The organism is Thermoanaerobacterium thermosulfurigenes, assembly GCF_051201035.1.
Lineage (GTDB): Bacteria > Bacillota > Thermoanaerobacteria > Thermoanaerobacterales > Thermoanaerobacteraceae > Thermoanaerobacterium > Thermoanaerobacterium thermosulfurigenes.
The window spans coordinates 17,231-38,574 of the sequence record NZ_JBPODR010000010.1; the positions used below are offsets into that span (position 1 = coordinate 17,231).

Sequence of the window (21,344 nt, forward strand, 5' to 3'; positions counted from 1 at the left end):
AGTTTTTAATAAGGGTTGTGTTTTAAAAATTGAAAAGACAAATTAATAGCAAAGGAGAGAAATTAGACTATGAGTGAAGAAGAAATAGATTTGAAGGAGATTTTGGAAATTTTAAGAAAAAGATGGTGGCTCATATTAATTATTACTGTAGCAGCAGTAGTGATGAGCGGAATTTTGTCCTTTTATGTAATAAAGCCAACGTATCAGGCTAGTACATCGCTAATTGTAAGCAAATCTCAAACAGCACAGTACAATAATGGACAAATTCAGTTTCAGGATGTTCAGACGAACAGGCTTCTTGCAGCAACATATGCGGAAATCGCAACAAGCAGATCAGTACTGCAAGAAGCTATAAATAAATTGAATTTAAATATGACGACAGATCAGTTAAAGAAAAATATAGATGTAGCAGAAGAAGGGGATACAGAAGTAATAAATATAAGTGTAAAAGATAATGACCCAAAGATTGCAGCAGATATAGCTAATGCAGTTGCAGGTTCATTCGTCGATAATATAGTAAAAATAATGAAAGTTGACAATGTAAGTGTGATTGATGAGGCTATACCTCCTACAACTAAGATAAGTCCAAAGCCGACACTTAATATGAGCATTGCTGCGATATTAGGCATAATGGTAAGCATATTTATAATATTTCTACTTGAGTACTTTGATAAGACATACAAAAGTATTGACGATGTAAAAAAATATCTTGATTTGCCTGTACTGGGTGTAATTCCTGAACTTAAAGACTGAGGAGGCCATATAATTGATTGATGTAAATAATAATGTATTCAAAAATAATGTTGTTAACTCAAAGACAACAGTTTCAGAAGCTTTTCGCTCATTGAGGACAAATTTACAATTTACTAGCGTGGATAAAAAAGTAAAAAGCATTTTGATAACAAGTTCGTTGCCCAATGAAGGGAAAAGCACAATTATAAAAAATCTGGCATATGCATTAGCTATGACTAGCGTTAAAGTGATTGTTGTTGATTGTGATTTAAGAAACCCTACTGTGCACCAGATGTTTAAAATTCCAAATATGAGTGGATTGACAAATATAATTGTGGAAGATGATAGGTATGAAAAGTATGTTATATCAGATAAAGAATTTGACAATTTGGGTATAATAACGTCTGGTCCAATACCGCCAAATCCATCTGAATTAATAGGTTCAAACAGGATGAAAGTTTTTTTAGACAGACTTAAAGAAGATTATGATTATGTTTTGCTTGATGCACCGCCCGTTTTATTGGTAACAGATCCTACGGTTCTTGCGCCAGTAGTGGATGGGGTTATTTTAGTTATCCAAGCAAATAAGACAGAAATTGAAGCTACCAAAAGAGCAAAGGAAATTCTTACAAATTTGAAAGCTAATATTCTTGGAGCTGTTTTAAATAAAGTAAAAGAACAAAGAAGTGGCTATTATTATTACTATTATTATAATAATGATGGAAGCAAACATAAAAGGAAAAGAAGGAAAAAATAATGGTTGACATTCATTGCCATATACTACCAGAAATTGACGACGGAGCAGCCGACATTGATACATCTTTAGAAATGGCACAAATAGCCCAAAAAGATGGTATCAAGACGATAGTAGCAACTCCACACTATATCGAATACGAAAGTGAAATAAGTAAAGACTTTATAAAAAATAAATGTGACTTATTAAACAATTATTTTTTGAAAAATGGTATTGATGTAAAAATATTGCCTGGTTGTGAGGCATATATTTCTCATACGTTGCCATCAAAATATAAAGAGGGCAGCATTATGTCTATTAGCGATAATGGCAAATATATATTGGTAGAACTTCCGATGGTGGAATTTCCTAGCTATGTAGAAGACGTGATATTTGAATTTAAATTAATGGGCGTTACGCCTATAATTGCCCATATAGAAAGATATAAATACGTCGACGATAATTTTGATTTAGTGTATAATCTTATTAAAAAGGGAGCATTAATGCAGGTTAATTCCACCAGCGTAACCGGACTCTTTGGAAACAAGATTGCGAAGAAGGTTGCTCACCTAACCAGATTAAATATGGTGCATTTAATAGCATCAGATGCTCATACTGCGAAAGGGCGATCTCCACATATTGTTGATTCGCTATTGATATTGAAAGATAGCGGAATTGATCATGAAGTTATTGATTATATTGTTGAAAATGGATACAAAGTGATAAATGGACTTGAAATAGATGTTCGCGAACCTGTTTTAAAGAAAAAAGGCATATTTCATAAACTGTTTAGAACTTAAAATATGCTAAATAAATCATGATTACAAACGCTATGAAATAATGGAGGAATACGCATGAAAATAAGAAAAGCGATAATTCCAGCGGCAGGACTTGGAACAAGGTTTTTACCTGCAACAAAAGCACAGCCAAAGGAGATGCTTCCAATAGTTGATAAGCCGACTATACAATATATAGTAGAAGAAGCCGTAAACTCTGGCATAGAGGATATACTCATAATAACAGGAAGAAACAAAAGAGCCATAGAGGACCATTTCGACAAATCTGTAGAATTAGAGTTAGAATTAAAGAAAAAAGGCAAAGAAAATCTTTTAAACCTCGTTGAAGATATAACAAATATGGTGGATATACATTATATAAGGCAAAAAGAGCCGAAAGGACTTGGACATGCCATTTATTGTGCACATACATTTGTAGGAGATGAGCCATTTGCAGTTCTTTTAGGGGACGATATAGTTGATGCAGAAGTACCCGTATTGAAGCAGATGATAGAACAGTACGAAAGATACAACTGTTCCATAATAGGCGTACAAGAAGTGCCAAAAAGTGAAGTAGACAAATACGGCATAGTAGATGCCAACATGATTGATGACAGGCTGTATAGAGTAAACAACCTAGTAGAGAAGCCAAAAAAAGAAGAAGCACCGTCAAACATGGCCATACTTGGAAGATATATAATATCGCCAAGGATATTTGATATACTAAAAGACTTAAGGCCCGGAGCAGGTGGTGAAATACAGCTTACTGATGCACTTAAAGTGCTATTAGACTATGAAGCAATATACGCATATAATTTTGAAGGCAAGAGGTATGATGTAGGAGATAAATTAGGGTATCTTAAGGCTACTGTTGAATATGCTTTGAAAAGAGACGACTTAAAAGACGACTTTATAAAATATCTAAAAACTTTAAAATTAAGTGACCATGATGTTTTGGATGAAGTTGCGATTTCTGGTTTGAATGTAAAATAAGATTTAGTCTATATGGGCTATTTCCCATTTATTTCCGCCATCATTTGACTTATACGTTATTGCATGTTTTACGGTTTTATTGTTGCTAAGTCCCCTATACTCTACAGTAAATGTGTAATTTTTGACACCTACGAGGACAGGGACATTTGCAGACATGACGTAGTATTTTTTGTAACTTTTTGGCACTGGCAATAAAACTTTTGACCACGTTTTTCCTCCATCAGATGTTTTATATGTTACGGTTTCTGAAGATGTGCTATTTGAGACAGTTATCCAGCCATTGTAGCGACCATAAAATATCATGTTTGAATAATTTCCAGAACTGTAGAGACCTGTGTAATTTTTGTCTGAAGTTATTTTTATTTCTTTCCACGATGTACCACCGTTGTCTGTTTTTAATAAATAATTTATCTGCATTCCTGCCCCATGTAGTACCGTTAAGACCCAGCCTTCATCAGCTGTAATAAACTGGAGGGCAGCTATATCCTCTCCCAATTGTCCAATTTCAAAACTTAATTTTTTCCAATGCAACCCACCGTCTGTGGTTTTGAGTGTGTATAGCGTTGGCGGCACAATCCAAGATACCCATCCGATGTCTCCTAAAAAATAAGGTACTATGCTTTCAGCATCGGTGTATGATTCTTTAGGAATTTTATCCATCGGAATAGAAATTTTATTCCATGATTTGCCGCTATCAACGCTTTTGTATAACTGTAAATTATCTAGTGAAATATGATTATCTTTAAAATCCCATTTCCATTTTTCTACAGAAACTGTATCTTTATTTTTTTCAATGTTTAAATCCGACTTTTCACTACTTGCGGCATGTTTAGCAGTAATTTTACTTGTTATGTTTAGACTATTCTTATTATCAAGTTGACAACTGCTTAAAAGCAGTGCTAATGCTAAAAATATCATTAACAATTTTTTCAATTGCTTTTCCTCCCTTGCTTATATATATTTAACAATATTATACATTTTAATGTTTACTCATTCATTAAATAAATATTAAAAATGATTAAAAGTTTTTAAATTTTATAAGTATAGCGTGTTACTTTTACTGGTTTAAATAACAAAGATTTTTAATAAAAATAAGAGTAAAAAATGTATTTTTACTCTTAATCATTCACATATGTATAAAATTATGCAGAATAATATGGTATTACAGATAATAAAATAGCTACTTATTACCTGCTAAATAGTATTTGTGATATAATTCTTTGATTCTTTCGATTTCAGCAGGAGAAAATTTTGAATAGGCAATGTTTTTGGCTTTTTCTTTTTCTTCAGGTGTTAAACCACCTTTTAATAGCGACATTAAATATTGAATGTCACTAGTACTAAGTTTTGATGTTACCATTTTTACAATTTCAGCTTTGTCAGAAACGGAAACTGAACTTTCAATTTGTTTGATAGTGTCTTTTGTCACAGTAGAATTAGTTGATGCATTTGTTTTATTGCTATTATTGTTTGAGTTTTTACTTGAAGAACTATTGTTTTTATTACCCAAAGGATTGTTGTCTTCATTTTTTGTATTCTCATTGTTTTTTGGATTGTCACTGTTGATTTCATAACTGTTGATGTTTTTAGTTTCATGTTGATTGCCATTTAAAGAGTTTTCAGTGCTATTTTTCAATACCATATTTGATAGTAAATTTGATGAAATTTTGTTAAATGCATAGTTAATTCCCACATATGTTAAGCCTGATATGAGCAATATTGATATTGATATTGATATAATAATTATTGCCTTTTTCATACTCTACCTCGCAATAATAAATGTAGAGGGGAAGAGATCTATGTTCCCCTCTATATATTTTTACTGCATGTCAAATAATCTGCTTATTACGGCAATTGCTTGTGCTCTTGTTGATGTTGAAAGTGGACTGTAGGTAACTTGTGTCATCCCATTCATGATATTATATTTGACAGATGCTGCAACAGCCTCTTTTGCCCAACCTGATACATCTTTAGTATCTTTATATTGTGCTAAAAATTTTGTCACTTCATCTTGGCTGATGGCAGTATCTTTACCCATATATTTCAACGCATCAAGAGCCATTGCAGCCATCTGCTCTCTAGTTATATTGTCATTTGGAGCAAATTTGTCAGATGAGATGCCTTTTACCAATCCAATATTGTACGCTGTTGTCACGTCGTTGTAATACCAATCACTACTTTTTACATCTGTAAATGGTGTTGCTTTCGTTTGATATGGTACATTTAATAGTTTGATTAGAAATGCAGCAAATTGTGCTCTTGTTACATTTCCTTCAGGATTAAAAGTATCAGATGTTATACCATCTGTTATATGTTTAGATGCCATGTATTCTATATCGCTTTTTGCCCAGTGATTTGATATATCTTTGAATGTTTTATTGTAGTACATAAGCGCATATGTGCTAAAACCATATAGTTTAGTTGTTATAGTGTTTGTTGTTTTGTCGTATTTACCGCCTTTATATATAGCAGTATCGTTGTCAATCTTAAATAAGCTTATTTTCTTTGGATCGTACTTTGTCGTATCTATACCATTTAACGACAGCTTCACTGTTATTGGTTTGTCGAATGAAGAAATGTATGTATCTTTCCCATCTTTTGTAGCTTTAAAATAGAACTCATATACTTTGCCGAGAAGTGTAAGTGATGCTATATTTACTTTATCAGCGATTGTCTTAGCTTGTGTATCATCAAGTACATTTATAGAAACTTTAAGTGTTGAACCATCGTTATTAGTTATAACACCTGCAGGTATATAGAGACTTATTGCGTTGTCTGAGCTAGCAACGGTTGTTTCTTTTGTCAAGTCTACATTAGATGATGCAACAAGTGTTCCGACTTCGGTTACTTCTGTTCCACTACTTGATGAACCGCCGCCTATAGTTCCGCTACCACTGCTTCCACCACTGTTGTTTCCGCTACCATTAGAAGGTGTGTAATTTTGAATGCCATACGCATTCAATACTGCTCGAAGGAGATTTTGATTATCTGATGACAATCCTCTTGCGGCACTAGAAAAGCTATCTGCAGCAGTGACAATATCGTCTAGAGTTAAATTGTTACCCATATCTTTTAAGAGTTCATTTGCTAAATCCTTAAGATCTTGGTTTTTGCTTATATCATCTAATGAATATACAGTATCTCCTAAAGCGTAGTACACTTTAAAATTATCGTCTATCCTTAAGTTATTGTGATGTTCTTGAATTAAATTTAACAAACTGCCTGTTTGAACATTGTCTATTAAGAAATTGATGACATTGCTGTGAGCATCATTAAAACTACTTAATGCATCTGTGTCTATGTCCTTTGGTTTTAATGTGACATCTGTTATAGTACCGCTTTCAATTTGATCTAGTATAGATTTGCGCTTATCTGATGTTATGAATGTCTTCATTGCTTGTGCTAAAAGTACGATATTGTCTGCTGTTACATTGTAATTTGTTGTATTTATGCTAGATAGCGTGTTTGCTATGCTATTTAGTAAATTGCTAGTAGTTTGACTTATATTTCCATTTACAAAGTTTCTTACTTTTTGTACTACTTCTTCTCTTTGATTATACGGTAAACTTGCAAAAGTTGTAGCTGCTTGTGTAATAAATGGGTTTACAATATTCAGTTGATCTTGTGTGATAGTAACTGAATCTGCTAATGCTGTAACATTTAAGTAAGGAAAAATAAGCGTTAGTGACAAGACAAAAGCTAAGATGATTTTTGACAGAGAAAATCTTTTCAACTCCTTCACTCCTTTATCGTAAAATTTCATAGGATTTAAGAAAAATTAATTAACAATTCACCTCCTATTTATGAAAAAATTTCATCTTTATTATATGACTATGGAAAAATATAGTCAATATAATTTCGGCAACTTTTTCAAAACTTCAGCTAAAATTGTGATTTTTTTGATATAAGTCGACAATTTACTTAAATTCTTTAAGTATTTCATTCAGTTTTTCCATATCGGGCTTCCAGTAGCTTATATTGTTTAAATTATAGAAACTTCCTGGCACTGTATAAGTTTTAATGTCATCAGCGTTTACATCTTTCATCACCGAAATCAAGGCAAGTATCTGATTGAAGTTAAGGTTTGTGTATATATCACCTTTAAAAGCATCGTACAATTTTATGTATGAAGATACATCATTTTTGTTTGCCTTTAATTGTTTTAAAAATGCCAGTAAAAATTGTTGCTGCCTTTTTACTCTATTTATGTCTCCCATCGGGTCGTAACGCCATCTAACATATTCTTCAGCTTTTTTGCCGTCTAAAACCTGATACCCTTTGTTTAAATTGGCACCGTGTGTATGCATGTCTTCTTCAACGTTTATTGGAACGCCACCAACCGCATCGACTATCTGAGAGATGTTTTGCATATCTATTGATATGTAGTAATTAACATCGATTCCCAGAAAATTGCTGATTGTCTTTAAGCTTAGTTCATATCCACTTTTGCCCATGCCACCATATGGATATGCAGCATTTATTTTATCGTATCCTTTTCTACCTGGTATTTGAACGTATGTATCTCTTGGAATCGATAAAAGATTTACTTTTTTTGTTTTTAAGTCGATTGAAAATATCCCTATTGTATCTGTCCTAAAGTTTCCTATTGTTTTTATTCTTTCATCTGTCATATCTAAACCGAGAAATGCCAAATATATTTTTTCACTGCTAAATTCAGAATTGTTTTTTTTAGCTTTATCAGTAATTTTTGAGCTATTTGGCATTTTAGTGCTTGAAAATGCGGATGTTGGATTTTTAAATGTATTATAGCTATTATAACCAAATATAGATAAAATAATTGCAAAAATAATAATCAATGTTAAAATAATTGTTTTTTTTCTCATTTTATTTCTCCTCGTCAAATTTTTGATTTAAAAATCCCACTTTATAAGATTATACAACAATCAAATATAATATTAAAAGTGATTATAAATAAAAATCATTTAGGAGAATATATATATTAGTGAAAAATCGTTTAGGAGGCGCAATCTTGAAGAATAAAAGATTGTCGGTATTTTCAATTACTGCTACATATATAGGTACTGTAGTCGGTGCTGGGTTTGCATCTGGACAGGAAGTACTGCAATTCTTTGGATATCACGGTGTAAAAGGATTTGTGGGTCTTTTTGTCGCAGCCATCATGTTTATTGTATATGGGTATTTTATTTTGCTATTGGGCAATAAACTTAATGCTTCTTCACATTATGAGGTTATTATGGATGTTGGAGGCCCTTTTTTTGGCAAAATAATGGATTATGTGATAATATTTTTTTTATTCGGAGCTTTTACGGCAATGCTGGCAGGTACAGCAGCGATTTTTAAAGAGCAGTTTGAGCTACCATCTCAGTTTGGAGCTGTTTTGATGGCTGTAATATCAGTCATGACAGTTTTGACAGGAATAGCAGGTGTTATTTCTGCTATTTCTTTTGTAGTGCCGATTTTATTGCTGGGAGTATTTTTAATAAGTGCATTAGCACTTTTTTATACACCAGATATTTCTGTATTAAACCGCATATCAATGCCATTTGATGCAGCCGTCAAGAATTTTTTTGTATCTGGGGTTATTTACGCTTCATATAATTTGCTAATGTCTGTGGCAATTTTGGCGCCACTTGGAAATCAAACAACGAATAAATCGGATTTAAAATTAGGTGCATTATTTGGAGGTTTAGGTTTATGGGCAGGTGCTACGATGATCTTGGTGGCGATTCTTTTGAATATGCCTCACGTTTCCAATTATCAAATACCTATGCTTTACATAGCTGGAAAATTCTCAAAATTGCTTAAGCTTATTTACAGTTTTATTTTAATTGCAGAGATTTATACGACAGCAGTTGGGAATCTTTATGGATTCGTGGCAAGATTGACTGATGCTAAAAGTACATTGTATAAAGTTTGTACAATCATTACAGGTGGTGTAGGACTGATATTAAGCGGGTTTGGTTTTTCAAAATTAGTACACTACATGTACCCAGTTGCAGGTTATGCTGGAATTGTGATGCTGATTGGGATAACATATGGTTTAATGAAGAAAAAATGATGTAAATAAGCTAATTTGCTAATATTTTTTGCTTGTAATTCGAAATATATATTGGATAATAGTATTGCTGCAGACTTCATAGACAGGAGTGAAACCATGGATTCTTTTTTGTATGATACAAAGACAAAATGTCCAGTATGTGGCAGAGAATTTACTTATACTAAAGTAAGAATGTCGCATTTGAGAATTAGAGAAATCAGAAAGGATCTGTATACAAAGTATGAGGGAATAGAGCCTTTTTTTTATGATCCCATTGTATGCCCAAATTGTGGTTATGCTGCATTAAACGAATCTTTTAACAACATTACTGAAGAAAGTAAAAAAGAAGTTCTTTCAAAAATCACTACAAATTGGACAAAAAGAAAGTTTTCTGGTGAAAGGACTCCTAAAAAAGCTTTAGAATCATATCTTTTGTCTTTATATTGTTCAGAAATAAAGAACGATAAAGATATAATATTTGCTAAGACATGCTTAAGGATAAGTTGGATATACGACATATTAGGAGATACTGCCAATAAAATAAAGTTCTTAAAGATTTCATTAGATAAGTATGAGAAAGCATATGAAGGAAATGATTCATTTGAAGGTGAAATACAGCTTATATATTTGATAGGTGAGCTAAACAAGATATTAGGCAATAGAGATGAAGCTCTAAAATGGTTTAATAAGGTAATAAATCATCCATTGAGAAGCAATTATTCTATGATAGTTGATTTTGCAAGGGATGAATGGCAAAGCCTAAAAATATGAGGTCATGTTTTTACATGTGACCTCATATTTTTATATGAGGAGAAATGTACAAAGGGGGATACAAATGTTTCAAACAAAAAAACCAGAAAATAGTACAATTTACTTCTTTAACGATGAATCTGTCAAAAATGGGTTAAGCGAACAAGAAGCACGCAAGAGATTATTGAAATACGGTCATAATGTTCTTGATGAAGGTAGAAAATTGACTGCTTTCGATATTTTTTTAGATCAATTTAAAGATTTCATTGTGATGGTTTTGTTGGTTGCAACGTTGATTTCTGCTCTAATGGGAGAAATAGCCGATGCTGTGACGATCACGGTTATTATAATCCTTAACGCAATTCTTGGTTTTGTGCAAGAATACAGGACCGAACAGTCACTGGATGCTCTGAAAAAACTTTCTGCGCCATCTTCAAAGGTTTTAAGGGATGGTGTTGTAAAAGAAATACCTTCAGAAGAAATAACAGTTGATGATGTAATATTGCTTGAAGCAGGCGACAAAGTACCAGCAGATGCTATTGTATTTGAATCTTCTAACTTAAGGATTGATGAATCTATTTTAACAGGTGAGTCTATACCTGTAACAAAAGAACCTGTCGAAATAGGAAATAGGAGGGTGGCGCAAAAAAATAGCTTTATATACATGGGTACTGTAGTCACGAGCGGACGCTGCAAAGCTTTAGTTGTTGATGTAGGTATGAGGACTGAAATGGGCAAAATTGCAGGGATGATTAAAAATATTGACGATAGCATGACACCACTTCAAAGAAGGCTCGATAAATTAGGTAAGGTCCTTGTAACAGGTTCTTTATTAATTTGCGCTCTTGTGGTAGTTATGGGAATCATTAGAGGCGAGTCTATTTATTACATGTTTTTGTCTGGAGTTAGCCTTGCTGTAGCTGCTATACCTGAAGGTCTTCCTGCAGTTGTCACCGTATCGCTTGCTATAGGAGTACAAAGGATGTTAAAGCGAAATGCGATTGTCAGGAAACTTCCGGCTGTAGAGACGCTTGGATGTACAAATGTCATCTGTACTGATAAAACAGGCACTTTGACGGAAAACAAAATGACAGTTAAAAAGTTTTTTGTGAATGATAATGTTGTAGAAATTGAGGGAAAGTCAAACAACGTTAAATTTACAATAAATAGTAGGAAGGTAGAGCCAATTTATGATCCTGCATTAAAAAGGCTATTAGAAATAGGATGTATGTGCAATAATGCGGACGTAAAAATAGAAAAGGCCAAAGTAAGAAATGAAGTTGTAGAAGATGTAAAATACGTTGGAGATCCTACAGAAGCTGCCATTATGTATGCATCAATTTTAGGAGGTGTATCTAAAGAATACGTAGAAAAAAAGATGAAACGAATCGAAGAAATTCCATTTGATTCAGACAGAAAAAGGATGAGCGTAATAATTGAAGAAAATGGTATGATTTACGCATTTACGAAAGGAGCACCTGATGTTATAGTAGAGCTTTGCAATAAGATTTTGAAAGATGGTAGGGAAGTTTCTTTAAGCCAAATTGAAAAGAGAAAGATACTTGATGCAAACGAGAAGTTCAGTAAGGATGCTCTTAGGGTATTAGCATTTGCATATAGGAGGCTTCCTAAAGGAGTTAGATACAGCGATCCTTCAATAGTTGAAAGGGATTTAGTCTTTGTTGGATTAGAAGGAATGATAGATCCACCCAGAAGAGAAGTATACGATGCTGTATTAAAATGTAAATTGGCAGGTATTAAACCTATAATGATAACAGGAGACCATAAGTTAACTGCTACAGCTATTGCAGATGAATTGAATATACGCTCAAAAACTGATAATATAATGACGGGAGACGAGATAGATAGATTAGATGATAAAAAACTTAATGAAGCAGTAGAGAATACGACGGTTTACGCGAGAGTTTCTCCAAAACATAAACTGAGGATTGTAAGAGCTTTAAAAAGCAGGGGATATGTTGTTGCAATGACTGGAGATGGTGTAAATGATGCACCTGCCATTAAAGAGGCTGATATTGGTATTTCTATGGGGAAAAGCGGGACAGATGTAGCGAAAGAGGCATCTTCTATGATTTTGACTGATGACAATTTTGCTACCATTGTAGCGGCAATTGAAGAAGGAAGGATTATATACGACAACATAAGAAAATTTATAAGGTATTTATTGTCATGCAACATTGGAGAAGTAATAACGATGTTTTTAGCTGCTTTGTCATCTTTAGAGCTTCCGCTTGTTCCTATACAAATCTTGATGGTAAATCTTGTGACGGATGGGTTACCTGCATTAGCATTGGGGCTTGATCCTGCTGATAAAGACATAATGAATTTAAAGCCGAGAAAGGCAGATGAAAGCATTTTTGCAAACGGTCTTGGAATAAGAATAGGCATCGTTGGAACTTTAATGGCTGTTTGCACGCTGTCATCGTACATATTTGCTTTGACTTATGGCACATTGGACAGGGCAAGAACGATTGCGTTTTCGACTTTAGTCATGGTGGAGCTTATACATTCATTTGAATGCAGGTCTGAAAGACATTTGATATTCGAATTAGGCTTATTTACAAATAAATATCTTGTAGTTGCAGTTATTGCATCATTTTTGCTTTTTCTCTCAACTATATACATACCATTTTTAAGTGCTGTTTTTAGGACTATACCATTGACTTGGTTTGACTGGTTGGTAGTAGTATTTTTTTCATCTATAGAATTTGTTTTTAACAATCTGTATACTGCCTTTGTGTTGCCAAAAAAAGAGGCGAAGTAAAATTTACTTCGCTTCTTTTAAAACTTTCAAAGAATATCTAAGTTCTAAATAATTTACAAGTTTTTTTACCATGTCTTTCTTATCATCATTTATAAAATTCCATTTATGTCTGTAGTCTGCAATGATGGATTCTGATATTGTACTTTGATTTAACACATCTCTTTCAATGTCTTTGTATATAAAAAGCCTTGAAACTCTTCCAGCACCTTTTGACAATGTCTTCGGATTTATTCCGTAATCGACGACATCAGCTTGCACTAAAGCATACCAATTGTAGTCGTCTATCTTTCCATATATAATTCCATACTTGTTGGTTTTGCTGTATACTTTGATCATTGAATATTCTCCTCCAATAGAATTTTTCTTCTATTAGAGTTTATTTACTTGTCCTAAATTTTATTCGCGTATTCTGGAAACCATAAAAGTATTTCTCTTTTTGCACTTTCTAAGCTGTCAGAGCCATGCACTATATTGAATGTCGTATTTGTGCAAAAATCTCCACGTATTGTACCTGGTTGAGCATCTTCAATTTTTGTAGGACCGTTTAAGAGTCTTACTATTCTAACAGCATTATCGCCTTCTAAAACCATGGCGAAGACAGGGCCAGACATCATATATCGAATTAAATCATTGTAAAATGGTTTGTCTTTGTGCTCCTCATAGTGCTTTTGAAGGAGTTCCAAAGAAGGCCATATAACTTTTGCAGCTACAAGATTAAGTCCTTTGCTTTCGTACCTTTTTAATATCTCGCCTATGAGCCCGCGCTTTACACCGTCTGGCTTTACCATAGCAAATGTCTTTTCCATTTACATTCCATCCTTTTCTAAATTATTCTTTTTATTAATTTTATCCCGAACAAGGGATGTTAATGCACAGATTATGGAAAATATCCCTGCTACTATATATGCATCCCTCAATCCAAGTAAAAACGCACTATTGCTGTTTATTTTGATTGATTCATAAAACATCTGCCTATTGGTAAATATTGCACTTCCCATAGCTATACCGAGGACCATTCCTGCATTTCTCATTGTGGCTAAGAAGGCAGATGCGATGCCGAGCCTATTTCTTGATACACTGCCCATTATAGAGCTGTTGTTAGGCGTTTGGAAAATTCCGTTGCCAATGCCGAAAAGACCTAATCTTAACATTATTGATGCCATCGATGAATGTAATGTCAGTGTAGACATAGAGAAAAGTGCTGTAGCTGTAATCAAAGCGCCAATAGTAGATAAAATTTGTGCTCCATATCTGTCAGATAAAATGCCACTTAATGGTGCAACAACAAGCATTATCAACGGGAAAGATGTCATGATTATGCCAGATATATCTGTAGAATACCCAATTTTTTGTAAAAGAAAAGGAGTCAAAAACGTCATGGTGTTTTGCGCCATAAAATTTATTAAGGTGCTGAGATTTCCAAAGGTAAATAATCTTATTTTAAATAAGCTTAAGTCGAGCATTGGAAACTCTACTTTGTATTCTATTATTACAAATGCTATAAAAAATGTTATAGATGTCAATAGAGATACGATGCTTAAGATAGACGTCCAGCCCCAAGTACCTCCTTCAGATATAAATAGGAGAAGTGCAGTGAGAAAGATAAATGCTGATAATGCCCCAAATGGGTCAAATTTCTCTGGAATTCCTTTATTATCTGGAACTACTATTTGAGCCCATATAAAACCAATTATGCCTATTGGTATGTTTATATAGAATATCGATCTCCAGCCTAAGTATGTAAGCAAGAAACCACCTAATGTAGGTCCTATCGAAAGCCCTATAGATACGGCCATTGCATTAAAGCCTAATGCTTTCCCTCTTTCGCTTGGAGGGAATGTAGCAGTTATTATAGCCGGAGCCATTGACATAAGCATACCAGCACCTATAGCTTGAAAGGCCCTTACAATAATAAGCATGTAGATATTGTTTGACATACTTAATATGGCGGAAGTGACGGAAAAAGTTATAAGACCATACTGATATAGTTTTTTATAGCCTACCATATCTCCAAGCCTGCCAAATGTCAACATTAAACTTGAAAGCATTAATAAGTATGTCATCGAAATCCAGCTAGTAGTAGTAATATCTGTGTGGAAAATTTTTGCTAGTTGTGGCATTGCAATATTTGTTACACTGCCGTCTATAGGCCCCATGACTGTTCCTATTAGTACAGCAGATAAGATTATCCATTTATTAGTGCGAAGATTTTCCATTTGCGCCTTTTCCTTTCCTGTAGTTTCTATAGTGGTTTTGACATAAAAAATTATAACACAGTTTTTGCATAAAAACGAAATGAAATATGATTTTGCGGTTCATCGTCATGTATTGCTTTTTTTGTTAAATATGTCTATAATTTAACTTGTATATTTTAGCTTAGGATGTGTGCAGATGGTAGATGTAAAGAGGCTATTAATCGTTTGCTTTTTCACAATGATAATAAATTTGATCGATACATTATCGTATTCTATAAGGCCATCCGGCGTAAGGACCAGGAAGCTGGCAGTTTCATTATCATTGTTTAATATAATGGCTGTAATTTCCAGATTATCAAACATGATTCAAGGGCCCTTTTTAGGAAGTCTTGTTGATATATCCATAAAGTACAAAATGGTTTCAGCGCTAAGCATCGATATGAGATTTGTATTGTTGTCGGCTACATTAGGCGCTGTCATAGGTGCGCCGTTAATGCCTACGTTTGTTTCAGTGTTTTCGTCTGCCATAAATGGCATGGAGAAAGCTGGATCTGTGCCGAAACTTGTACTCATGTCTTTAAAGTGGAGCAGCATAAAGAAAATAAGGACTAAGATAGTTTTACCTAAGTTTAGCATGTTAAAAGGCATCAAAGAGACGAAAATACCTAAGAGCTTTCTGGTTTACAATGTGATAATCACTTCTATATACACAACAGGCATTATATCGTCTTTGTATGCAGGTGCATTGCTGCCTGAATTTAGAACTACAGCAAGTTTGCTTTCGGGAATAGTCAATGGCTTTGCCACAATTCTTTTGACAGTCATTGTCGATCCTGTTGCAGCACTTATTACGGATCAAGCACTGGCTGGGAAAAGAACACAGCAAGATGTAAACACAATGGTGATATTATTAGTATTCGGAAAAATAATAGGTACGCTATTGGCGCAAATAGTCTTTGTACCGGCGTCTCATTTGATTCTCTTTGTCACAAAATTAATTGTTTAATGAAAATTTAACACAGAAGAAACAAAAATAGTGTATAATATATAAAAAGGATTCTTATGAGGATCAAAGGAGATGGATAGCCTTGAATTTTGTAAATCCGACAAAAGGCGTTTTGGATATTGATAAGATGTTTAATGATATTGTGGAGTTTATAAAAGATGATAAGAATTCCAAGTACAAGCTTATGATAGGGACTGATTCACAGCCTGGTAAAGTCATATGCTTTGTTTCGGCAGTGATTATATATCGCGAAGGAAAAGGTGCAAGGTATTACTACAGGAAGTTTCAACATAAAAAAATTCCATCTCTAAGGCAAAGGATTTTTATGGAGGCTAATTACAGCATAGAGCTTGCAAATATATTGTCATCAAAATTTGAAAAAATGGGTAAGAAGGATTTTAATATAGAGATACATCTTGATGTTGGCGAGAATGGCATGACGAAAGATATTATAAAAGAAGTAGTGGGAATGGTTACTGGCTGTGGCTTTGATGCACAGGTAAAACCTGATTCATACGGAGCAAGCAAAGTAGCTGATAAACACACAAAGTCGATGTAAATCATGTTCAATGAAAACCTCTTTTGAGGTTTTTATTTTTTGGCAGTACATTGCAAATTAAATTTTGAAAAATCATTTTTTTAACTATTGCAATATTGGCAGCAAGTGGTATAATTAAATTAAGGAAATAAAATATTAATTAATAATAATTATTATCTATGGGGTGATATTATGGATAAAGTCGTTAAAATAAAAAATGATGTTTACTGGGTGGGAGTTTTGGATCCTGATCTTGAGTATTTTGATATAGTATGGAGAACACCATGGGGAACATCTTACAATTCATATCTTGTAAAAGGAAAAGAAAAAATTGCATTGATTGAAACGGTAAAAGAGCCATTTTACGATGAGTACGTCGATAAGATAAAAAGCCTTGTAAATTTAAAAGACATTGATTATATTATTGTAGACCATACAGAACCTGATCATTCTGGTGCATTGCCGAAACTTCTCAAAGAGGCGGTAAACGCAGAAGTCATTGGCAGCAGGACGGCTATAACTTTTTTGAAAGGACAGATAAACCGCGATTTTAAGTTTAGAATAGTAAATGATGGTGACTCTATTGATTTAGGCGGTAAGACATTAAAATTCATCATGGCACCGTTTCTTCATTGGCCAGATACGATGTTCACTTATTTAGAGGAAGAAAGAATTTTATTTACATGCGATGCTTTTGGCTGCCATTATACACCTAAACATCTTTTTAACGATCTTGAAGATGATTTTAAAGAAGCTTACAAGCTTTACTTTGATTCCATCATAAGCCCATTTAAGCCAAAGGTTTTGGAGGCATTGGAAAAAATTAAGGATATTCCTCTTGATGTAATAGCAGTAGGACATGGACCTGTGCTGAGGGAAAATATCGATAAGTATTTGCAGGATTATGAGAAGTGGAGCAAAGAAGATGTAGCTCAAAAAAAGAAAGTGCTCATATACTATGTTTCTGCATACGGAAACACGAGAAAAATGGCTGAGGAGATTGGCAATGGCATAAAAGATTCTGGAGTTATAGATGTTGAAATATACAACGCAAAAGCTGTTGATTTAGATGATGTTAGAGATAAGATTGAAAAAGCAGATGGACTTTTGTTTGGTTCCCCTACAATTACCGGTGATGCTGTTGAACCTATATGGAATGTCATAGATAGAATAAATCCAATAAAGAATAAAAATAAGCCTGCTGCAGTTTTCGGATCTTATGGATGGAGTGGCGAGGCAATACCATTGATGGAAGAAAGGCTAAAAGGTCTTAAACTTAATTTAGTTGAGCCGGGTCTTAAAGTTAATTTTATTCCAAGTGATGACGATATTGAAAGATGCAGAGATTTTGGAAGAATATTTGCTTCATCGCTTGTATAACATAAGAGTTTTATATGCGTGCTGCATATAACACAAATTAAAATTTTCACATATAAAATTTGGAAAGGACTGATAATGATGAATTTCATAATAATAGGAAACGGGATTGCTGCACTTCAAGCTGCTGAAAATATCAGAAAGAACGATGGTGAATCAAAAATTACGATGATTTCGAGGGAGAAATACAACACATATTACAGGGTGAAATTGTCACATTTACTTGGGCAGCAATTTGATTTGGAAAAATTATATGTAAAGCCTGATCAATGGTATAAAGATAACAATATAGACGTTTTGCTTAAGAGAAATGTGCTTTCAGTAGATACAGATAAAAAAATTGTGAAGTTGGATGACGGCAGCATTTTAACATATGATGTTCTCATAATCGCATCTGGAAGTCATAGTTTTGTTCCACAAGTTAAAGGAAACGATAAAAAAGGTGTTTACACTGTGAGAAGCCTTGACGATGTGGAAAAATTAAACGAGTATATAAATGGCAAAAAACGAGGTGTAGTAGTGGGCGGTGGATTGTTAGGACTCGAAGCGGCCTGGTCATTAAGACAAAGTGGTTACGACATGACAGTTGTAGAATTTTTTCCAAGGTTGCTGCCTAAACAGTCTGACGAGGAAGGATCAAGGATTATTGAAAAGATCATTAAAGATAGCGGTATAAATCTTGTATTAGGTGCAGAAGTAGAGGGGATAATTGGTGATACAGCAGACGGTGTTATGCTTAAAAATGGAATTAAAATAGATGCTGATTTTGTGATATTTTCAGCAGGCGTAAGGCCAAATTTGGATGCGATTAAAGATTCAGGCATAAAAGTCAATAAAGGAATTGTAGTTGATGATTTTATGAAGACAAATATTGACGATGTATATGCAGCAGGTGATGTTGCTGAGCACAACGGCAAAATATATGGGCTTTGGACCGTCGCTTTGGCTCAAGGGAGGACGGCAGGTTTAAATGCTGTTGGTGTTAATACGGTATACAAAGAAGTCCTTCCGTCAAGCACATTGAAGATAACTGGTGTGGATGTTTTTTCATCGGGAAATATTTTCGATGAAGCTGCTATATCCTACAGATATAAAGATGGAAATACTTATTATAAATTGTTTGTTAAAGAAAATAAATTGATAGGAACAATTCTCATAGGTGATATAAGCTATTCTACAAAAATAAAGAAAGTCATAGATTCTGGGCTTGATTTAAAAGAGCTTTTAGATTCATCTAATGATGCCAAGGAAATATTAGAAAAAATATAATACTTGGCAATCCAAGTATTATAAGGTTTTTTTGTTAAGCTTGAGTTTATTGAATAGAAGTGGTGCTCCAATTGAAATCCATAATCCGCCAATGAAATATCTAAATGCATTGAAAATTTCTGTATAAGGCAGCAAATATTTCAAAGTGCTTAATATTACAGCAAAAATTGATATACCAATTATCAACTTTGCTATTTGACCTTTAACCGTGTTATTTACGGTAAATTTAAAGTAATGTTGGTCAATAAAATATCCTATCATTGTACCAGATGCCAATTCCATGTATTCGAAATTTTCATTGTATGGAAATAAAATTATCAATCCTAAAGGCACAATTAGCGAAAGAATTATCTTATATATAAGCTTTATATCATACTTACCTTCGATTATTATGCTGTCTACAAGTTCCGCGACTATTATCACTAACAAAGCGATTAAAATTCCACCAACTATATCGACAGGCCAGTGAACGCCAAGGTACAACCGCGAAAGGGAGACGAGTATTATTGAAGCAACACCTAAAATTTTTGTGATTTTCTTATTGTATTTAAACATCATTGTGCCCCAAAACGTAGTTGTACCTTGTGCATGGCCACTGGGAAATGAATATCCGCCAGCGGATTGTGTAAAAATCGATCTGATACCAGGGTATCCAATTGGCCTTTGAACCATTGTTACGTTTTTTATTACTGTATTGACGTATATAGATGACAAAAGCACTAACCCCAATTTAAGTCCAAATCTTTTATCAATGCACCAATAAAATAAAGGCAGTGCTAAAAAATAAAATAATGAGCTTCCCATCATTGTTATACATATAAAAAAATAATCTAAAATTGGATTTGATAGAAGCTGAATATCCTTTATTATGGCTGCTTGCATTTTATCACCTCGATATATATATTCTACAAGTTTGCAAATCTTCCTTCAATATTAATTGAGTAATTCATAAAATTATTTATAATCATCTTTGTCGAAAATTATTTTCTTTTAGAAAGAAGGATTTTTAAAATTTATAAAGAATAATAATATATAGGTGGTGTTAATGTGAAAGCTGAAAAGATATTTTTGAGAGATGTGGAAAAGAGGGACAAAAAGTCATTTTCTATATGGCTTAAAGATGTTGATGTAGTGAAATTTTTGATAGACATGTTTAAGGTGTCAAGAAAAAGTGAAAATGTATTGAATATTCCCTTCGGGAAAAACAGAAAAATATTTATACTGCAAACAAATGAAGGAGAAAATATAGGTTTTTGTGGACTTTACAATATCAACTGGCAGCTTAAAAGATGTAGCATGTATGTTTACATCGACGATTGTGAAAATGTAAGCGATGATGTTATTAGCGATGCTATGAATTCTATTGTAAAAAGCATAGATCTTTTGAAGAAATTCAGGATATTAGAAGTTCACGCTAAAGCTGACATCTTGAAAAAATATATAGAAAAAATGAACGATGGTAAAAAGTGCGATAATGAGTTTGTTTTTGAGATAGGATTAAACGGTAAAATTGTGTGAAGGCCTTGAAGGCCTTTATTTACTTTTTGTTAAATAAATAATATAATACAATACAAGCGATATTTATTTAAGAGGTGCTTTTATGAACATACCGAATACATTGACATTGATTAGATTTGTACTTATACCTGTTTTTGTTTACAGTTTTTTTTACATATACAATGGAAATATTTATGCCGCAGCAGTATTCTTGATATCTGGACTTACTGATGTGCTTGATGGGTATATTGCTCGCCATTACAACCAGATAACGAAAGTAGGTATATTGATGGATCCACTGGCAGATAAGTTGATGATTATAACTGTCTTATTAAGCCTATGGATTAAAGGTATAATACCATTCTTTATAATTTTGATCGTCATTATAAAAGAAGTTACAATGATAATAGGTGCATTTATTTTGTACAAAAGAAAAGATATCACAATACCTGCTAATAGATTTGGAAAAACTGCAACACTTCTTTTTTATGTAGCTATAATTTTTTCGATATTTGATTGGCCTTATGGTCTTACACTTATGATAATAGCGCTGATTTTAGCACTTGTAGCTTTTTTTATTTATTCGATAGAATTTAGGCTTTACAATAAAAAGCAGTAGTTTATATTAATGTTAAGAGTTTTGTTTTTCAAGTTTTTTGTGTTATATTTTTTTG

Annotated in this window: 21 protein-coding genes; 13 read left to right on the forward strand and 8 right to left on the reverse strand. The window is 33.3% G+C overall.

Annotated features, from left to right (window positions below; genetic code table 11):
- The first annotated feature begins 69 nt into the window (after positions 1 to 69).
- Genes HNR52_RS05445 through galU form a run of 4 tightly spaced genes read left to right on the forward strand, consistent with a single transcriptional unit; the run spans position 70 to position 3,234 of the window.
- A complete protein-coding gene (locus HNR52_RS05445) occupies positions 70 to 753 on the forward strand; it encodes a YveK family protein (protein ID WP_435619924.1) in 684 nt (227 codons plus the stop codon).
- Between the two features lie 13 nt (positions 754 to 766).
- Complete coding sequence (locus tag HNR52_RS05450) at positions 767 to 1,489, forward strand: CpsD/CapB family tyrosine-protein kinase (RefSeq protein WP_435619925.1); 723 nt, start codon at positions 767 to 769, stop codon at positions 1,487 to 1,489.
- On the forward strand, positions 1,489 to 2,265 hold the full coding sequence (locus HNR52_RS05455) for a tyrosine-protein phosphatase (protein ID WP_013788470.1): 777 nt from the start codon (positions 1,489 to 1,491) through the stop codon (positions 2,263 to 2,265). The genes HNR52_RS05450 and HNR52_RS05455 overlap by 1 nt, the downstream gene beginning before the upstream one ends.
- Positions 2,266 to 2,319: 54 nt before the next feature.
- Positions 2,320 to 3,234: a UTP--glucose-1-phosphate uridylyltransferase GalU gene (gene galU / locus HNR52_RS05460; RefSeq protein WP_013788469.1), complete on the forward strand. Its 915-nt coding sequence runs from the start codon at positions 2,320 to 2,322 to the stop codon at positions 3,232 to 3,234.
- A gap of 3 nt (positions 3,235 to 3,237) precedes the next feature.
- On the opposite strand, the gene HNR52_RS05465 is transcribed toward galU, so the two are convergent.
- The 4 genes from HNR52_RS05465 to HNR52_RS05480 form a co-directional block, all read right to left on the reverse strand.
- The gene (locus HNR52_RS05465) at positions 3,238 to 4,167 is read right to left on the reverse strand and encodes a WD40/YVTN/BNR-like repeat-containing protein (protein ID WP_435619926.1); all 930 of its coding nucleotides are present in this window, start codon (positions 4,165 to 4,167) and stop codon (positions 3,238 to 3,240) included.
- A gap of 247 nt (positions 4,168 to 4,414) precedes the next feature.
- A complete protein-coding gene (locus HNR52_RS05470) occupies positions 4,415 to 4,993 on the reverse strand; it encodes a hypothetical protein (RefSeq protein ID WP_013788467.1) in 579 nt (192 codons plus the stop codon).
- A 60-nt stretch (positions 4,994 to 5,053) separates the two neighbouring features.
- Positions 5,054 to 6,967 carry an S-layer homology domain-containing protein gene (locus HNR52_RS05475; RefSeq protein WP_013788466.1) on the reverse strand — a complete coding sequence of 638 codons (1,914 nt, stop codon included), beginning with the start codon at positions 6,965 to 6,967 and terminating at the stop codon, positions 5,054 to 5,056.
- Positions 6,968 to 7,151: 184 nt separating this feature from the next.
- Positions 7,152 to 8,078: an LCP family protein gene (locus tag HNR52_RS05480; RefSeq protein WP_013788465.1), complete on the reverse strand. Its 927-nt coding sequence runs from the start codon at positions 8,076 to 8,078 to the stop codon at positions 7,152 to 7,154.
- 146 nt (positions 8,079 to 8,224) lie between these two features.
- Here HNR52_RS05480 and HNR52_RS05485 point away from each other — a divergent pair, with 146 nt between their 5' ends.
- The 3 genes from HNR52_RS05485 (at position 8,225) to HNR52_RS05495 (ending at position 12,788) form a co-directional block, all read left to right on the forward strand.
- Positions 8,225 to 9,274, forward strand: coding sequence for a YkvI family membrane protein (locus tag HNR52_RS05485; protein WP_013788464.1), 1,050 nt, complete (start codon positions 8,225 to 8,227; stop codon positions 9,272 to 9,274).
- A 96-nt stretch (positions 9,275 to 9,370) separates the two neighbouring features.
- Positions 9,371 to 10,024, forward strand: a complete 654-nt coding sequence (locus HNR52_RS05490; RefSeq protein ID WP_013788463.1) for a DUF2225 domain-containing protein — start codon at positions 9,371 to 9,373, stop codon at positions 10,022 to 10,024.
- A gap of 64 nt (positions 10,025 to 10,088) precedes the next feature.
- Positions 10,089 to 12,788, forward strand: coding sequence for a calcium-translocating P-type ATPase, SERCA-type (locus HNR52_RS05495; protein WP_013788462.1), 2,700 nt, complete (start codon positions 10,089 to 10,091; stop codon positions 12,786 to 12,788).
- 3 nt (positions 12,789 to 12,791) lie between these two features.
- On the opposite strand, the gene HNR52_RS05500 is transcribed toward HNR52_RS05495, so the two are convergent.
- The 3 genes from HNR52_RS05500 to HNR52_RS05510 are packed head-to-tail and all read right to left on the reverse strand — an operon-like array spanning position 12,792 to position 15,004.
- A complete protein-coding gene (locus tag HNR52_RS05500) occupies positions 12,792 to 13,124 on the reverse strand; it encodes a hypothetical protein (protein ID WP_013788461.1) in 333 nt (110 codons plus the stop codon).
- Positions 13,125 to 13,177: 53 nt separating this feature from the next.
- Positions 13,178 to 13,594: a nucleoside-diphosphate kinase gene (gene ndk, locus HNR52_RS05505; RefSeq protein ID WP_435619927.1), complete on the reverse strand. Its 417-nt coding sequence runs from the start codon at positions 13,592 to 13,594 to the stop codon at positions 13,178 to 13,180.
- The gene (locus HNR52_RS05510) at positions 13,595 to 15,004 is read right to left on the reverse strand and encodes an MFS transporter (RefSeq protein WP_435619928.1); all 1,410 of its coding nucleotides are present in this window, start codon (positions 15,002 to 15,004) and stop codon (positions 13,595 to 13,597) included.
- Positions 15,005 to 15,179: 175 nt separating this feature from the next.
- On the opposite strand from HNR52_RS05510, the gene HNR52_RS05515 reads away from it, so the two are divergent.
- From HNR52_RS05515 to HNR52_RS05530, 4 genes are all read left to right on the forward strand, one after another.
- Complete coding sequence (locus HNR52_RS05515) at positions 15,180 to 15,989, forward strand: lipid II flippase Amj family protein (RefSeq protein ID WP_013788458.1); 810 nt, start codon at positions 15,180 to 15,182, stop codon at positions 15,987 to 15,989.
- An 82-nt stretch (positions 15,990 to 16,071) separates the two neighbouring features.
- A complete protein-coding gene (locus HNR52_RS05520) occupies positions 16,072 to 16,548 on the forward strand; it encodes a ribonuclease H-like YkuK family protein (protein ID WP_013788457.1) in 477 nt (158 codons plus the stop codon).
- 171 nt (positions 16,549 to 16,719) lie between these two features.
- Positions 16,720 to 17,907, forward strand: a complete 1,188-nt coding sequence (locus tag HNR52_RS05525) for an FprA family A-type flavoprotein (protein ID WP_435619929.1) — start codon at positions 16,720 to 16,722, stop codon at positions 17,905 to 17,907.
- Positions 17,908 to 17,982: 75 nt separating this feature from the next.
- Positions 17,983 to 19,173 (forward strand): NAD(P)/FAD-dependent oxidoreductase, encoded by a 1,191-nt coding sequence (locus tag HNR52_RS05530; protein WP_435619930.1) that lies wholly within the window; start codon positions 17,983 to 17,985, stop codon positions 19,171 to 19,173.
- Positions 19,174 to 19,191: 18 nt separating this feature from the next.
- On the opposite strand, the gene HNR52_RS05535 is transcribed toward HNR52_RS05530, so the two are convergent.
- Positions 19,192 to 20,055, reverse strand: coding sequence for a phosphatase PAP2 family protein (locus tag HNR52_RS05535; RefSeq protein ID WP_435619931.1), 864 nt, complete (start codon positions 20,053 to 20,055; stop codon positions 19,192 to 19,194).
- 165 nt (positions 20,056 to 20,220) lie between these two features.
- Between HNR52_RS05535 and HNR52_RS05540 the strand changes: the two genes are divergently transcribed.
- Together HNR52_RS05540 and HNR52_RS05545 are read left to right on the forward strand one after the other, a co-directional pair.
- Entirely contained in the window at positions 20,221 to 20,691 is a 471-nt protein-coding gene (locus HNR52_RS05540; protein WP_013788453.1) for a hypothetical protein, read from the forward strand.
- Between the two features lie 82 nt (positions 20,692 to 20,773).
- Positions 20,774 to 21,289, forward strand: a complete 516-nt coding sequence (locus HNR52_RS05545) for a CDP-alcohol phosphatidyltransferase family protein (RefSeq protein ID WP_013788452.1) — start codon at positions 20,774 to 20,776, stop codon at positions 21,287 to 21,289.
- Positions 21,290 to 21,344 lie beyond the last annotated feature (55 nt).